The sequence below is a fragment of the Acinetobacter sp. V89_4 genome, assembly GCF_029967875.1.
GTDB classification, from domain to species: Bacteria; Pseudomonadota; Gammaproteobacteria; order Pseudomonadales; family Moraxellaceae; genus Acinetobacter; species Acinetobacter oleivorans.
The window spans coordinates 322,589-338,223 of sequence record NZ_JASCAI010000001.1 but is presented as its reverse complement, the minus strand read 5'-3'; the positions used below and the strand labels follow the sequence as shown (position 1 = coordinate 338,223).

Annotated in this window: 13 protein-coding genes; 10 read left to right on the top strand and 3 right to left on the bottom strand. The window is 41.0% G+C overall.

Annotation, left to right across the window (positions count from 1 at the left end):
• Window positions 1–8: 8 nt before the first annotated feature.
• Window positions 9–1,241 (bottom strand): 3-(3-hydroxy-phenyl)propionate transporter MhpT, encoded by a 1,233-nt coding sequence (gene mhpT, locus QLG01_RS01600; RefSeq protein WP_282495684.1) that lies wholly within the window; start codon window positions 1,239–1,241, stop codon window positions 9–11.
• A gap of 248 nt (window positions 1,242–1,489) precedes the next feature.
• On the opposite strand from mhpT, the gene QLG01_RS01595 reads away from it, so the two are divergent.
• The 9 genes from QLG01_RS01595 (at window position 1,490) to QLG01_RS01555 (ending at window position 12,182) form a co-directional block, all read left to right on the top strand.
• Window positions 1,490–2,329 (top strand): p-hydroxycinnamoyl CoA hydratase/lyase, encoded by an 840-nt coding sequence (locus tag QLG01_RS01595; protein WP_171056853.1) that lies wholly within the window; start codon window positions 1,490–1,492, stop codon window positions 2,327–2,329.
• A 37-nt stretch (window positions 2,330–2,366) separates the two neighbouring features.
• The gene (locus QLG01_RS01590) at window positions 2,367–3,818 is read left to right on the top strand and encodes an aldehyde dehydrogenase (RefSeq protein ID WP_282495683.1); all 1,452 of its coding nucleotides are present in this window, start codon (window positions 2,367–2,369) and stop codon (window positions 3,816–3,818) included.
• Between the two features lie 81 nt (window positions 3,819–3,899).
• Complete coding sequence (locus tag QLG01_RS01585; protein WP_282495682.1) at window positions 3,900–5,786, top strand: feruloyl-CoA synthase; 1,887 nt, start codon at window positions 3,900–3,902, stop codon at window positions 5,784–5,786.
• A 74-nt stretch (window positions 5,787–5,860) separates the two neighbouring features.
• Window positions 5,861–7,000, top strand: a complete 1,140-nt coding sequence (locus tag QLG01_RS01580) for an acyl-CoA dehydrogenase family protein (protein ID WP_282495681.1) — start codon at window positions 5,861–5,863, stop codon at window positions 6,998–7,000.
• Between the two features lie 81 nt (window positions 7,001–7,081).
• Window positions 7,082–8,332: an OprD family porin gene (locus tag QLG01_RS01575; RefSeq protein ID WP_282495680.1), complete on the top strand. Its 1,251-nt coding sequence runs from the start codon at window positions 7,082–7,084 to the stop codon at window positions 8,330–8,332.
• A 57-nt stretch (window positions 8,333–8,389) separates the two neighbouring features.
• Window positions 8,390–8,926 carry a DUF3237 domain-containing protein gene (locus QLG01_RS01570; protein WP_065087103.1) on the top strand — a complete coding sequence of 179 codons (537 nt, stop codon included), beginning with the start codon at window positions 8,390–8,392 and terminating at the stop codon, window positions 8,924–8,926.
• Between the two features lie 40 nt (window positions 8,927–8,966).
• Entirely contained in the window at window positions 8,967–9,356 is a 390-nt protein-coding gene (locus tag QLG01_RS01565; RefSeq protein WP_282495679.1) for a PaaI family thioesterase, read from the top strand.
• 32 nt (window positions 9,357–9,388) lie between these two features.
• Window positions 9,389–11,140: a tannase/feruloyl esterase family alpha/beta hydrolase gene (locus QLG01_RS01560; RefSeq protein ID WP_282495678.1), complete on the top strand. Its 1,752-nt coding sequence runs from the start codon at window positions 9,389–9,391 to the stop codon at window positions 11,138–11,140.
• Between the two features lie 145 nt (window positions 11,141–11,285).
• A complete protein-coding gene (locus QLG01_RS01555) occupies window positions 11,286–12,182 on the top strand; it encodes a DMT family transporter (RefSeq protein WP_282495677.1) in 897 nt (298 codons plus the stop codon).
• A gap of 15 nt (window positions 12,183–12,197) precedes the next feature.
• Here the strand turns inward: QLG01_RS01555 and QLG01_RS01550 are convergent, their stop codons facing one another.
• The gene (locus QLG01_RS01550) at window positions 12,198–13,268 is read right to left on the bottom strand and encodes an AraC family transcriptional regulator (RefSeq protein ID WP_282495676.1); all 1,071 of its coding nucleotides are present in this window, start codon (window positions 13,266–13,268) and stop codon (window positions 12,198–12,200) included.
• Between the two features lie 129 nt (window positions 13,269–13,397).
• Here QLG01_RS01550 and QLG01_RS01545 point away from each other — a divergent pair, with 129 nt between their 5' ends.
• Window positions 13,398–14,858, top strand: a complete 1,461-nt coding sequence (locus tag QLG01_RS01545; RefSeq protein ID WP_151768392.1) for a coniferyl aldehyde dehydrogenase — start codon at window positions 13,398–13,400, stop codon at window positions 14,856–14,858.
• Between the two features lie 202 nt (window positions 14,859–15,060).
• Here QLG01_RS01545 and QLG01_RS01540 read toward each other — a convergent pair whose 3' ends face one another.
• Window positions 15,061–15,618 (bottom strand): SMI1/KNR4 family protein, encoded by a 558-nt coding sequence (locus tag QLG01_RS01540; protein WP_282495675.1) that lies wholly within the window; start codon window positions 15,616–15,618, stop codon window positions 15,061–15,063.
• Window positions 15,619–15,635: the final 17 nt, after the last annotated feature.

Sequence of the window (15,635 nt, the reverse complement as noted above, 5' to 3'; positions counted from 1 at the left end):
GTTAAAACTTAGCGAGCACCTGAGCTTTGTACTAAATGTACAGGCTGTTTAGGTTTTTTGACAAGAAGTAATGCAGAGATCGCTGCAATTAAAATCACTGGAATACTTGAACCAATCACAATGGTCGAGCTTTGTCCAAGCGAGAGTAAAAAACCAGCCATTAAAGGTCCTGCAAAAGAACCAATACGCCCGATCGCAACCGCTGAACCTACACCTGTTCCACGCATTTCGGTTGGATAATACATGGCAGCCAAACCGTACAACGCCGATTGTCCGCCCACAATGAATAAACCACAACCTACTGCCGAAAGTGCAAGTAAAGCAACGGTTGGGGATATTGCTAAACAACAAAGCGAAAATAAAATGCCGAGATAAATTAGTTTAATTACAAAGCTCATGCGTAATTTATCAAGCAATACACCCATCAGGATTGAACCTAAAATTCCACCAACGTTGTAGCCCATCTGTACATAGTTTGCCTGAAGTTTCGATAAGCCTTGCGCGCCCATTAGCAACGGCAACCAGTTCAACAAGAAATACAGTACAACGAGCGTACAGAAAAAACTTACCCAAAGCTGAATCGTCGACATACGACGTTCTTTTGCAAATAAAACTTCCAAGAATGGCGTTGTTTTTTGCGCTTGACTTTTACGTTGTAGATAATCATTTGACTCGGGTAAAAAGCGCATAATCAGTGGAATGAGTAAAATTGGCGCGATACCACCAATATAGAAAATATGACGCCACTCTGCATCGCCTGCCAACGACATAGCAACCACAGAAGTGAGTAATCCGCCAAAAGGAATGCCGCTATACATAATGCTCACTGCGGTCCCTTTGTATTTATCAGGTACAGCTTCAGATGCCAGTGTAATCATCATCGGAAGTGCCCCACCCATTCCTAAACCAGTACAAAAACGAATGAGTAACAGCAAACTAAAGTTAGCAGCATAAGCCGTTAGCAAAGACATAATTCCAAAAAGTAAAATACTAAAAATCAGAATTTTCTTACGCCCGACAATATCAGCAAACCTACCACCCAATATGGCACCTGGTAGTGTTCCTAAAATTGCAGCACTAAATGCCCACGCCATCTGTCCATTGTCCAACATAAACTCAGCCCGCATTCTTGGAGCGGCTACCCCCATTGACTGAAGATCAAAACCTTCAAAAATTGCTATTGCAAAGCATAATAGCAACGTGATTTTTGCCCTTGCAGACTGTCCTAATATCTTTTCCATTGTGTTATCCCTTATTGACTAGTCGTTCCATTTAGCCCTTTGTGTATTATTGTTTAAACACACCAAAAATATCAGTTAAACTTACTAAAAAATCAACATATTTTTATATTAAATCAACAATAAAATTAATTAATATTTAAAATACAATGAATTATAAAATATTTATGAAATTTTATAAAAAAGACTTGAATGTAAGTTTAACTGATATTAAATTAAATCCCAGAACAGCTAAAAATCATTCAAGGAGTATGAAGATGAGTTATGAAAACCGCTGGGAAACAGTAGATGTTAAAGTTGAAGATGGAATTGCATGGGTAACACTAAACCGCCCAGAAAAGAAAAATGCCATGAGCCCAACACTCAACCGTGAAATGATTGATGTACTTGAAGCGATAGAACTTGATCAAAATGCACGTGTGCTTGTGTTGACAGGTGCAGGCGATTCTTGGACAGCAGGCATGGACTTAAAGGAATATTTCCGTGAAGTCGATACTCAGCCAGAAATTTATCAAGAACGTATTCGCCGTGACTCATGCCGTTGGCAGTGGCAACTTCTTCGCATGTATTCAAAACCAACGATTGCTATGGTCAACGGCTGGTGCTTTGGAGGCGGTTTCTCACCTTTAGTGGCTTGTGACCTCGCAATTGCAGCAGATGAAGCAACTTTCGGTTTATCTGAAATTAACTGGGGTATCCCACCGGGTAACCTTGTAAGCAAAGCAATGGCAGACACTGTTGGTCACCGTGCCTCTTTGTACTACATCATGACGGGTAAAACCTTTAGTGGTAAAGAAGCTGAAACTATGGGCCTTGTAAATAAAAGCGTACCGCTTGAACAATTAAAAGCAGAAGTGACTGAGCTTGCAAACTGTCTACTTGAGAAAAACCCTGTGGTTCTTCGTACCGCTAAAAATGGATTTAAGCGTTGTCGTGAACTGACTTGGGATCAAAACGAAGACTACTTATACGCCAAACTTGATCAATGTATCCACCGCGATACAGAAAATGGTCGCCAAGAAGGTTTGAAACAATTTTTAGATGAAAAATCAATTAAACCGGGTTTACAGAGCTATAAACGTACTGGTTAACTTTTGATTCTCTAATGGCAATGTAAGGACACAACCCATGCAAAATGTACAGTTACTTATTCACGGTCAATCTGTTGATGCATCAAATCAGGCAACTTTTGAGCGTATCAGTCCTATTGATGGATCAGTGGCAACTAAAGCTGCTGCTGCAACATTAGAAGATGTTGATCATGCAATCGATTCGGCACAACAAGCTTTTAAAGTATGGTCGAAACTCTCGCCTACCGAACGCCGTTTACGTTTGTTAAAAGCAGCCGATTTAATGGACCAAAAGACCGAGCAATTCATTGAAACTGGAATGCAAGAAACAGGTTCAACTGCAACATGGTATGGGTTTAACGTTCATCTTGCTGCCAACATGTTACGTGAGGCAGCCGCAATGACCACACAAATTGACGGAAGCCTCATTCCGTCAGATGTGCCTGGCAATCTTGCGATGGGTGTACGAGTTCCTTGCGGTGTGATTGTAGGGATTGCACCTTGGAACGCCCCTGTCATTTTGGCAACACGTGCGCTTGCCATGCCTTTGGCTTGTGGTAACACGGTAGTGTTAAAAGCATCGGAAGCCTGCCCAGCAACACATCGTCTCATTGGTGAAGTGTTACATGAAGCAGGTCTTGGCGAAGGTGTGGTGAATGTAATTACGCATGCCGCTGAAGATGCACCACAAATCGTGGAGCGCTTAGTGTCTCATCCAGCCGTTAAACGCATTAATTTTACGGGTTCAACCAAAGTCGGGAAAATTATTGCAGAGACTGCTGCTAAATATTTAAAACCTGTTTTACTTGAATTGGGTGGTAAGGCCCCTGTCGTGGTTTTAAATGAAGCTGACATTAATGAAGCCGTAAATGCAGTCGCTTTTGGAGCGTTCTTTAATCAGGGTCAAATCTGTATGTCGACCGAACGTGTTTTGGTTCAAGACAATATTGCCGACCAATTTATTGAAAAACTGATTGAAAAAACCCGCTCTATTCGGGCAGGTAATCCAACCTCAAAAGACAATGTACTCGGTGTTTTAGAAAGTCGACGTGCTGCAAAGCGTATTCAGCATTTGCTGGAAGATGCTCAAAACAAAGGTGCTGACTTACCTTTAGGTATTCATATTGAAGACACCACCATGCAACCGACGCTGGTACTCAATATTAAACCTGACATGCTGCTTTACCGCGAAGAATCATTTGGACCTGTATGCACAGTTCAACGCTTTTCAAGCATTGAAGAAGGCATAGCACTGGCAAATGACAGCGAGTTCGGCCTTTCTTCGGCAGTGTTTAGTCAAAATATTTCGCAAGCACTGGAAGTGGCTCAACAAATTGATTCGGGTATTTGTCACATTAACGGCGCAACCGTACATGACGAAGCTCAAATGCCATTTGGTGGAACAAAATCGAGTGGTTACGGACGTTTTGGTAGTAAAGTCTCTGTTGCAGAATTTACCGAACTACGCTGGATTACCATTCAAACACAATCACGTCATTACCCGATTTAGTCAGGGTAATGCGGACAACAACATATTAAATAAAAATTGCATGATGCAAAAAATAAAGCGCAGTGAGGCGCTTTCCATGGAGTGAAAGAAATGCAAATGAATGCCACTCAATCACAAGACCGCGAACGGTTCGTAAAATTAGGGCAACATGATATTCATTATCACCATAAAGATGACACGCTCTATATCAGCCCAAAAGAGCAATTAAAACCGTATCCACAAAAACTGACAGATCGGTTAATTCATTTTGCACAAACCAAACCAGACCATATTTTTGTAGCAAAACGCAATGCTCAAGGTGAATGGGTCAAACTGAGTTATGCAGAAGTTTTACAACGTGCATGGCACATTGCTCAGGCTTTGCATGACCGTAATTTAAGCCAAGAACGACCACTCATCATTTTAAGTGGTAATGATCTCGAACATTTAACACTCTCTATGGGTGCCATGCTGGCGGGTGTGCCTTTCTCTGCTATTTCCCCTGCCTACTCTCTTATTTCTCAAGACTTTGGCAAACTCAAACATGTGTTTGAAGTACTTACCCCAGGCATGGTCTATGCCAGCGATGGACAAGCCTTTGCTAAAGCCATTCAAGCATGTATTACACCTGATATTGAAGTGGTGACCAATAAAGGAATTGTGGGCGATCAGATTTGCACATCATTTCAGTCGCTGTTAGATACACCAGTTTCAAATGTTCAAGAATTTTACCAAACCCTTGATGAAAACCAGATTGCCAAATTCTTATTTACATCAGGTTCAACTAAATTGCCTAAAGCTGTACCGACCACACATTTAATGTTGTGTGTTAATCAGCAAATGCTATTGCAGACTTTCCCTGAGTTTGAAGAAACGCCGCCTGTCCTACTCGACTGGCTGTCTTGGCACCACACATTTGGCGGCAGTCACAATGTCGGCATCGCACTCTATAACGGCGGTACGATTTACATTGATGATGGCAAACCCGTTGCAGGAAAATTTGACGAAACCATTCGTAATCTCAAAGAAATTTCTCCAACAGTTTATTTAAATGTGCCAAAAGGTTGGGAAGAACTCACCGAAGCTTTAGAAAAAGATGAAGAATTAAGAGACCGCTTTTTTGCCAAAGTTAAAATTTTATTCTTTGCAGGTGCAGCACTTTCAGAAGCGGGCTGGAACAGACTCGATAAAATTGCTCAGCAACATTGCGGAGAAAAAATTCGCATTATGAGCGGATTGGGCATGACTGAAACTGCCCCATCTTGCGCTTTTACCACTGGCCCACGTGTGATGGCTGGCTTTATTGGATACCCTGCTCCCGGATGCGAAATCAAGTTGGTTCCATGCGGTGACAAACTTGAGTTTTGTGTTCGTGGCAAACATGTCATGAAAGGCTATTGGCGTTTAAAGGCAGACCAACAAAGTACTATTTTCGATGATGAAGGCTTTTTCCATACAGGCGATGCCGTTCGTTTAGTCGACATCAATGATCCAACCAAAGGACTGATGTACGATGGACGAATTGCTGAAGACTTTAAACTCAATACAGGCACTTTTGTGAATGTTGGCACATTACGCAACAAAGTGCTCATTCAAGGTAATTTACTCATTCAAGATGTTTGTATTACAGGTTCAAACCTGAATGCTGTTGGTTTTCTGATTTTTCCAAAATTAGAAGCGTGTGCTCAATATGCAGGTCTTAAGCTTGGTGAACATTCTGCAACAGAGATACTACAACATCCTAAAGTCCAGCAATGGTTCCGCCAATTTTTAACGACCTTTAATAAAGATGCGACTGGCAGCTCAAATACAGTCTCAATGCTTTATTTAATGATCGAACCACCTCAACTCGATGCAGGCGAAGTGACCGATAAAGGCAACCTCAATCAAAGCAGTATTACCAAGCGTCGTGCAGCTTTAATTGATGAACTTTATCAAAAGCAGACTGATAACCCGCTGATTATTCGGGTGCCCACCTTAAAGCAATAAGTAATTGAAATAGAAAAGAAAGCTCAAATTTCGGTTTGAGCTACAGCCTCACTTTTGCCTAAAAAAGGTTCAACATGCCACATGATACAGAATTTGAACTATTTCGGGATAGCTATCGCAGGTTCTTAAAAGAACAGGTTGCCCCGTATTATGAACAGTGGGAACACGATGGCCTTATCCCACGTGATCTATGGCTTCGTCTTGGGGAGAATGGCTTTTTGTGCGTCGATGTACCCGAAGAATATGGCGGCTATGGCGCTCCTGTGCACTACTCACTCATGTTGGTTCAAGAAACTGCTCAAGCTGGTTTTGCATCTTTAGCGGTTGCCATTGGCGGGCAAAATGAGTTGGTCTCTCCTTACCTGCAAAATATTGGATCCGAAGAGCAAAAACGTTATTGGTTGCCGAAAATGGTGACAGGTGAAGTCGTCACTGCAATTGCCATGACAGAGGCCAATGCTGGTTCAGACTTACAGGCTATACGCACTCAGGCAATTTTAGAAAATGACCAATATCGTGTGAATGGTTCAAAAACGTTTATTTCAAATGGCTTGCATGCAGACCTGATCGTTTTAGTAGCGAAAACTGATCCTCAAGCTAAAGCAAAAGGCATTTCGATTTTACTAGTCGATGCCGCTTTAGATGGCGTTAAAAAAGGCCGTTCATTACAAAAAATCGGGCTACATGCTCAAGATACAGCCGAACTATTTTTTGATGATGTTTATGTACCTACAACTCAGCGTTTAGGTAAAGAAGGACAAGGCTTTGCTTATTTAATGCAAGAGTTACCTCGCGAACGTTTAAGCATTTCAATGATGGCATTGGGGTCAATTTTAGGCGCCATTGAAATTACTAAAGACTATGTTTTGGAACGTAAAGCTTTCGGACAACCGTTAAGTCGAATGCAAAACACACGCTTTGTGCTCGCAAACGCTCAAATCAAAGCAAAAGCCGCACAAGCCTTTGTAGATCAATGTGCAGCGCTGTATCAACAACACCTGTTAAGCGTCACTCAAGTTGCCGCACTGAAGTACTTTATTACCGATGTCCAATGTGAAGTGATTGATCAATTACTTCAGCTTTTTGGTGGCTACGGTTACATGCAGGAATACCCGATTTCACGCTTTTTTGTGGATGCACGGGTACAAAAAATTTATGGGGGAACCAATGAAATTATGAAAGAAATCGTGGCCCGAGAACTGCTCGGAAAATAATTCGATTTAAAACCAAACAAGACAGACACAACAACTATGTCTTGTTTAAAACAAAAAAATGTTATTTCAGGAAGAAATGCTATGTCGAAATTATGGATGTACTCTACCCTCATGCTCTCTGGTTCAGTGTGGGCTGGCAATTTTATTGACAACAGTTCAGTAGAACTCACCACACGAAATTTCTATTTTGACCGCGACTATCGAGAGCAATCTGCTTACCCTGCTGCCAAGGACTGGACACAAGGTTTTATTCTTAAAGCCAATTCAGGTTATACCGAAGGGACTGTTGGTTTTGGACTGGATGTACTTGCAACGGCGGGTTTTAAACTCGATGCCGACGCAGAGCATGGCGGTACAGGAAACTTACCTAGAGACACGCGTACCAATGAACCTGCTGACTCTTATGGGGAAATTGGGGTCACAGCAAAAGCGAAAATGAGCCAGACTGAGCTACGTATTGGTACGCTAATGCCGATGAACCCAGTTTTAGTAGCTTCACCTGCTCGTTTGCTTCCTCAAACCTATCGAGGAATTTCACTGACCAGTAAAGATATTAAAGATTTTGATTTACAGGCAGCCTACCTCGATAAAGTGAATCATCGTGATTCGACCAACTATGAAAAAATTAAAATTTCAGGCGTAAATGGACGCTTTAAAAGTGCTGAAACGGATGGACTCTATTATTTAGGTGGAAACTATCAGTTTAATCCCGCACTCAAGCTCACCGCTTTTTATATGGATGTCGATGATCTTTATAACCAAACCATGGTGGGTGCCTTACACCAACATAAAATTAATGACACCACCAATCTTAGCTCTCAATTACGTTACTACCGCAGCCGAGATGATGGACAAGCAAAAGCAGGCTTAGTCGATAATGACCTTTATCATGCGCATTTCGAACTCAAACATCAAAACCATAAATTTATTTTTGGAACCTTCCAACATCACGGCGACACCGCATTTCCTTATTTGACTGGAGGTGAAACTGGGCTTCTCATTGACACATGGCCAGGTGAGTTTTTAAACCCAAAAGAAAAAGCCTATAGCTTCCGTTATGAATATGACTTTAAAGATTATGTACCGGGTTTACGTTTTATGACTCGTTACACCACAGGTCACAATATTTATGCACCTAACTTAGGCGGAAACAATTTAAAAGAACGCGAAACAGACTTTGATTTAGGCTACACCATTCAAAGTGGCTGGTTAAAAAATCTAGGGCTACGCGCGCGCTATGCCATTTATGACAACAACATGCTCTCTACAGCCAACATCAAACCTGTCAACGAAACCCGCATCAACATCGACTACACATGGAAATTTAAATAATTCAAAACAAGAGGTTCTGTCACACATAGAACCTCTTTTTATTTCGGAAAATTCATCATGAAGAAAGTTGTAACGCTACTCTGCGGAATTTGTCTCATTAGCCTGACTCATGCCGAAACACAATATAGCCCGCCACCTATTCAGCTTGAACCTTTAGCAAAATTCAGTGTTGATTTAAATGCGCCTGTTTGGGAATTAGGCACAACCAGTGACGCAGGTAAACGCCGAATTATTCCCATTACAGGTGGGACATTTGAAGGGAAATCACTTAAGGGCCGCATTTTAAATAATGGCGCAGATTGGCAAATCGTCGACAGTAAAGGGCTGGCCATTATTGATACACGATATTTGTTAGAAACCGATGACGGTGCACTCATTTATCTTCAAACCAAAGGTTACCGACATGGCTCGGCAGAAACACTAAAACAGCTTGCTCAAGGTAAAGATGTCGACCCGAAAAATTACTATTTCAAAATTACCATGCAGTTTGAAACCAGCTCACCTAAATACTCATGGCTTAACCAGACCGTTGCGGTAGGTAGTGCAATGCGTTTGGGCAAAGCGGTTATTTATGATGCCTATACCCTGAAATAATAATTTTTATAACACCAACAAAAAGGATGGACCCTTAACTATGGATCAAAAAAATTTAGAACACTTACCCCCCATTCATCACCATTTGGGTGGACATAATATCCATTGGAATGACAAGAACACTGAACTCACCATCCACTACACGGCGCTAGAAAGCTTTACCAATCCACGCGGCACCGTTGAAGGCGGCATGATCTGCGCCATGCTTGACGATGTGATGGGACTTTTTGCCTTTCTCGCCAATGACCATAAACCCGCTACCACCATTAACTTAACGATGGATTTTTTGAGGCCCTGTGTTGTGGGAGAAGTCATTACGAAATGCCGATTCATTAAACAAGGCAAAACTGTACTGAATCTCGAAAGTGAAGCTTGGCAAAACAACAAAATGATTGCACGAAGCACAGCTAATTTTCTGGTTTTAGATTAATTGCGACCATTCATTCAATAAGGATATGAATAATGAATTACACCAACAATAAACGAATTTTGACCCACTCCGCTTTAGTGCTTGCCATGCTTGGTGCTTTGGCAGGCTGTGGAAGTGATAATGATGACACAACGGTTCCCTCAACAACCAAACCACCGCAGTTATCTCCTGCTGTGGGTTTAAAAATGACAGGAAGCTGTACGGACTTACTCGGATTTCAATACAACAATACGGTCATTAGCTCCTCCACTCTTCAAGAGGCAGGCACCTTGACTGTCGCCAATAAACCGATTGGCGCTCATTGTTTGGTTAAAGGTTATATGGATCAACGCATAAGCCCTGTCGATGGACAAACCTATCAAATTGGTTTTGAAATGCGCTTACCAATAGACTGGAATGGCCGTTTTCTCTATCAAGGCAATGGTGGAACCGATGGTAATTTAGTCCCTGCAACAGGTCAGGTTGGTAGCGGTGGACCACTCACCAATGCTCTACATGATGGTTTTGCGGTTATTTCCTCCGATGCTGGACATAATGCTTCACAAAATCCAATGTTTGGTTTAGACCCTCAAGCCAGAATCAACTATGGCTACGGTGCGATTACCAAACTCACGCCTATGGCAAAAAACCTAATTAAAGCCGCATATGGTAAATTGCCAGACCGCTCCTATGCAGGCGGCACATCTAACGGTGGGCGTCATGCCATGATTGCTGCAACCCGTTTGGGCGACCAATATGATGGAATTTTAGCAAGTACACCAGGTTTTCACCTACCTCGTGCAGCCGCGGCTCAACTCTACACAGCACAACAGCTTCGCCGTGTCGCAACAGATGAAAATGATCTAAGCACCGCACTTACTCTTTCAGAGCGTAAAGTATTAGCAAAAGCGATTTTAGATCGATGCGATGCTTTAGACGGTGTTGCAGATGGCTTGGTGCAAGATGTCGAAGCTTGCCGTACTGCTTTTGATATTCACAAAGATGTACCCGTTTGCTCAAGCACAAGAGATGGTACATGCCTAAGTACCCAACAAATTGATGTATTAGCCAATATTTACCGCGGTCCTGTAACTTCTGCTGGGCAAGCCCTCTATGCAACCCAGCCTTTCGATCCTGGCTTAGTGGGAAGCAACTGGGCAAGCTGGAAATTCGAATCTTCGGTGGGAACAGCGCGTGACCCAGTTGCAGTAGGCATTCTTTTTCAAGTCCCACCTGACCCAACCGTGACTCGAAACTCTAGACAATTTGCCTTTAATTTTAACTTCGATACCGACTATCCAAAACTCTCGGCAACCAATAATGTGTACACAGAAAGTTCGATGTCATTCATGATGCCACCCGATGAACTTAATCTAGATAAACTCCGTAATCACGGTGGAAAAATGATTGTGGTACAAGGCACAGCCGATGGTGTTTTCTCTGTGGATGACACCCAAAATTGGTACGATCAACTACTCCAACACTATAAAAATGATGCAAAAGGTACAGCACCTGAATTTGCACGTTTCTTTAGAGTTCCGGGCATGAACCATACCCGTGATGGGATTGCGACCGACCAATTTGATGCATTGACTGCTTTAGTTAACTGGGTTGAATATGGTCAATCACCTGAAAAAATCATTGCGACCGCACGCGGCGCAGGTAACCCAAGTGATCAGGTAAATACTGAGCTTCCACAAGATTGGGCACCAGACCGCACCCGCCCACTTTGCCCTTACCCACTGATTGCCCGTTACAATGGTCAAGGTGATAGCGAAAAAGCTGAAAACTTTAGTTGTAAATAACATCTAATAAGATAAAAAGAGAGCTGACCCAGGCTCTCTTTTTTTATTTTAATAAATATCACTATTGAATCATTATCAAATGATATTTCATTCAATGCCTGCATCACTGCTAAGATAACACCGAAAACTAAAAACTCATTTCTCTATGCAAAATCAGACTGCTCCAAATCTCCCCTCAACTCAACTTGGAAAAGCACTGCTTTGTCTTATGACATCGGCATTATTATTTTCCATTATGGGAGTGTGCATTCGTTTTGCTTCACAAACGGTAGACAATGCTACCGTCGTATTTTTTAGAAATGCAGTAGGTTTATTTATTTTTATTCCTATGCTTTTAAAGCAGGGCTTAGACTTCGTTAAAACCGATAAACTCTGGATGCACACGTGGCGAAGTCTAGTCGGTCTTGCTGCCATGTATGGCTTTTTCTATGCGATTGCGAACTTAAAACTATCAAATGCTATGGTTTTTAGTTATTCGTCCCCTATCTTTATTCCACTGATTGCATGGCTTTTCTTAAAAGAAAAAATTACCAAATCGATGATTTTTGCCGCTGTGATTGGACTCGTTGGGGTTTTATTTGTTGCTAAACCCGACCAAGGTCTATTTAACGCCCTGTCTTTTATTGGCTTGGGTGCATGTTTTTTATCAGCGATGGCTTTTGTAACAGTAAGAGCTTTAACCAGTACAGAACCGCCTGAACGTATTGTTTTTTATTTCTGTATTTTTGGTAGTTTAATTTCCTCTATTCCGATGTTCTGGCATTGGCGTATTTTCACTTGGCATGAATTAGTACTGCTCATTGCTGCGGGACTTTTAGCTAATATTAGCCAACTATTTATGTCTTATGCCTACAGCTTAGCGCCAGCAGGCCAAATTGGTCCCATGAACTACATTGCTATTATTTTTGCAGGAATTTGGGGATTTGTTTTTTGGCATGAATTACCGGATCTATTCAGCATTATCGGCATATTTATTATTTTATTTGCCATTTTGCTCTGTAATCCATTTTTGCAGAAAAAGTTACTCTCTCGCTTTAAATAACAAACAAACCTTAATCTAATTTAGGTACTGTATTCGATACTCATTTGGTGAAATGCCTGTCCAGTGACGATAGGCTTTTCTAAAATTAGAGGTATCTGAAAAGCCAATTCTTTCAGCAATTTCGTCTACGGTTAAAGTTGTTTCTCGCAAATATTCATCCGCAAGACGGCGCCGAGTTTCATCTAATAACTCCTGATAAGTCAGACTAAAACTTGCCAAACGCCGATGTAAGGTACGCTTTGACATATGTAACCGTTCAGCCATTTCTTGAGCTGATGGGAAAAGTTCTGTTCCATCCAATAATATTAAACGAATCGTTTTCACCAACTCAGGCTCTTCAAGTTCAGTTGCACCAAGCATCCGTTCACAAAAGGACTTACACATGTCCGCAGTAATCGGGTTGGCATTTGGGCAAGGTACATCGAGCCACTTTAAATCAAAGTGCCATTGCATTACCCCAGCATTAAACTGAACTGGGCAATGAAACACTTTTTCATATTCTTCTGCATAGTCAGGCGCTGGATAGGGCAACAAAAGCTTCTTGGCTTGAAATGGGCCTTCAAGCACCCGTTCAATTAAGGTTTGCATAGAGCTAAACCAAAACTCGCACACCAAAGGCAAAAGCTTACCAAGTGCAATAATATCCTGCCCTTCAAAAATCGCAACATCATCTCGAATATAAAAAGATTTCTTTAAAATAGGCCCTGCAAGCTTAATGTGTCGAATGCCAAGCTCTACCGCTTGTCTAAAATTACGCGAAGAGTAAAGTGCGTAACCATACACCCCAAAATCTGACAGCCGCTGCTTTTGCCCTGCACGCAAACCAATTAAGGGATCGTGAGATAGTTTTTGAATATTTTGAAATAACTGAATTTTTTGGACTTGAGAAATATATAAAGAGGTTTGATTCATCGTATCTAGCGAAATATTTGTACCAGACAGAACTTCTGATATTGAATGGCCTTGCGAACCCATTTCATCGAATAAACTGGTCAAACCTAGCAAATATGTATTCGAACCTAAGGATGTATTATCATAATTTCCTTCAATAACACTATTTGCATTTTTATAAAGATTTTTAGGCATTTAACTCACACCATCCCTAGAGTGACGTGCATAATGGCACTAAACTACCTCTTGTTGTCTCAATTTAACATCGACCATACGACGCTTCAAGCATAAAGTATGATAAGCAAAAGTATGGAAGGAATAATAATGGAACAGTCCACCTTAAAAGAACATAGCGGCTCTGCCACTGAATATATGGAACTTATTTTTTCCAAACAACGTGCCAATTTTGAGGCAGATCCCTACCCGAGTCTTGAGGCACGCCGCACAAAGCTACATCAACTCAAAAAACAAATTATTCGTTATCAAGATGCTTTGGCTGCTGCGATTAATGCTGATTTTAGCTCAAGATCACTTGATGAATCCAAATTACTCGATTTGCTTGGCTCTGTGTTAGAAGCCGATCATGCGATTCATCATTTACGCCGCTGGATGCGTCCAAGTAAACGCCGTACCGAGCTTTTATTTTTATCGAACCGTTTAAGTGTGCAATACCAACCTAAAGGCGTGGTTGGTGTGATTGTTCCTTGGAACTTCCCCGTTTATTTAGCACTTGGCCCACTAATTGCTGCTTTGGCTGCGGGCAATCGAGTCATGATTAAGCTGCCTGAAATTACCCCGAATACCAATGCGATGCTTCGACGCATGCTTGCCGAAGTCTTTAACGAAGATGAAGTAGCCGTGTTTGGTGAAGAAATTACAGACCCAGCAAGATTTACCTCTTTGCCATTTAACCATATTGTATTTACTGGCTCTCCTGCGATTGGCAAAGTCGTCATGCGAGCTGCTGCTGAAAATCTAACGCCTGTTACACTAGAGTTAGGGGGTAAATCACCAGCTATTGTAAGCCGCAACTACCCGCTTGCTGACGCTGCAAAACGTATTACGCATGGTAAAGCAACAAATAGTGGTCAAATCTGTGTAGCACCTGACTATGCGTTGGTTCCAAAAGAAAGTATTGATGAGTTTGTGGATGCAGCAAAATCTAGCTTTATAAAAATGTTTGGTCAAAACATTACAACCAATGAGAATTACACATCGATTGTAAATGACCGTCATTTAAAACGTATTCAAGATATTTTGATCGATGCACAAGAAAAAGGTGCACGCGTTATTCCTTGTGACACTTATAGCTTCGACCAACAAGGCCGTAGAATGCCTGTACAAATTGTGCTGAATTGCACGTCAGACATGCGGATTATGAAAGAAGAACTCTTTGGTCCTATTTTACCTGTGATGGCTTATGATTCTTTAGATGATGCGATTACCTATGTGAAATCGGACGAGCGACCTTTAGCACTTTATTGCTTTACACATAGCTCGGTAGAACGTGATCGTATTTTACGTGAAACTCATTCGGGCGGTGTGACCATCAATGATTGGGGCTGGCATGTAGTTAACCATGATGCTCCTTTCGGTGGTATCGGCAACTCAGGTATGGGGTCATATCATGGCGAAGAAGGTTTCCGTGAACTGTCACATGCAAAAACTGTATTTATACGCCATCGGTTTTTCCCGACTCAGCTTTTCCACCCTCCTTATGGAACATTCCTACAAAAACTAGCGATTCGCTTTTTCTTGAAAAAAGGCGATCCCAATATTAAATAAAGAGTATAGAAAAGCCTCGTTATGAGGCTTTTTTATATAATCAAAGAATTGATTGATGGAATAGAGTTATGGCGAGCAAACCCATTACTTATAAACTAATTCAATTTTTTTAGAACCAAGATCTAGTATGAATAATAGCTATACTGTTCCTATTATAGTAATTAACAAAATGGGACATAATTAAAAAAATAGTCACTATTTTTTACAACAAACGCCCTATTATATTTTTTTTAATTTCATCTTCATCCATATTAAAATCAATATATTTTCCAATTTCTGTAGTCATCGAAACATAGTATCTTAATTGGTCTAATAAGGTACTCTCTGTTTTTTCAACTTTTCTGTCCTCATCTTCATAATACCCCCAAACATAATCATCTTCCTGACTAGTAAATAAATAATAAAATAAAGTTAAATCATTCTCAGAGTGCAAATAAAATATTTTTTCTTCAATAGGATCTTTTGCTCCAGGACAAGACATATAATCTTGATCAGCTTTTTCATTAACTTGGAATAATTCGAAATCTTTAATAGACCAAGATGAACTATACATAGGAAAATTACTTCCCCAAAGCAACCCTCCTGAACATTTCCCCATTTGCAATAAAAAATCTTTAAATTGTCCATGAATATTTAAGTTATACCTTCTTGAAATTTCTCCTATTTCACTTTCCGAATAACCTTGTACTTTCTCAGGGAAAAAAGGAATTTTTGTATAATTAGCTCTACAGCTCGATAATTCTTGTACAAAATCAACCATAATATGATACCTACAAT

What these genes read in the sequence shown, in the direction of transcription:
- mhpT (WP_282495684.1), bottom strand. Translation starts at nt 1,241, where the DNA reads ATGGAAAAGATATTAGGACAGTCTGCAAGGGCAAAAATCACGTTGCTA.
- QLG01_RS01555 (WP_282495677.1), top strand. Translation starts at nt 11,286, where the DNA reads ATGCAAAATCAGACTGCTCCAAATCTCCCCTCAACTCAACTTGGAAAA.
- QLG01_RS01560 (WP_282495678.1), top strand. Translation starts at nt 9,389, where the DNA reads ATGAATTACACCAACAATAAACGAATTTTGACCCACTCCGCTTTAGTG.
- QLG01_RS01540 (WP_282495675.1), bottom strand. Translation starts at nt 15,618, where the DNA reads ATGGTTGATTTTGTACAAGAATTATCGAGCTGTAGAGCTAATTATACA.
- QLG01_RS01575 (WP_282495680.1), top strand. Translation starts at nt 7,082, where the DNA reads ATGTCGAAATTATGGATGTACTCTACCCTCATGCTCTCTGGTTCAGTG.
- QLG01_RS01565 (WP_282495679.1), top strand. Translation starts at nt 8,967, where the DNA reads ATGGATCAAAAAAATTTAGAACACTTACCCCCCATTCATCACCATTTG.
- QLG01_RS01580 (WP_282495681.1), top strand. Translation starts at nt 5,861, where the DNA reads ATGCCACATGATACAGAATTTGAACTATTTCGGGATAGCTATCGCAGG.
- QLG01_RS01595 (WP_171056853.1), top strand. Translation starts at nt 1,490, where the DNA reads ATGAAGATGAGTTATGAAAACCGCTGGGAAACAGTAGATGTTAAAGTT.
- QLG01_RS01590 (WP_282495683.1), top strand. Translation starts at nt 2,367, where the DNA reads ATGCAAAATGTACAGTTACTTATTCACGGTCAATCTGTTGATGCATCA.
- QLG01_RS01545 (WP_151768392.1), top strand. Translation starts at nt 13,398, where the DNA reads ATGGAACAGTCCACCTTAAAAGAACATAGCGGCTCTGCCACTGAATAT.
- QLG01_RS01550 (WP_282495676.1), bottom strand. Translation starts at nt 13,268, where the DNA reads ATGCCTAAAAATCTTTATAAAAATGCAAATAGTGTTATTGAAGGAAAT.
- QLG01_RS01570 (WP_065087103.1), top strand. Translation starts at nt 8,390, where the DNA reads ATGAAGAAAGTTGTAACGCTACTCTGCGGAATTTGTCTCATTAGCCTG.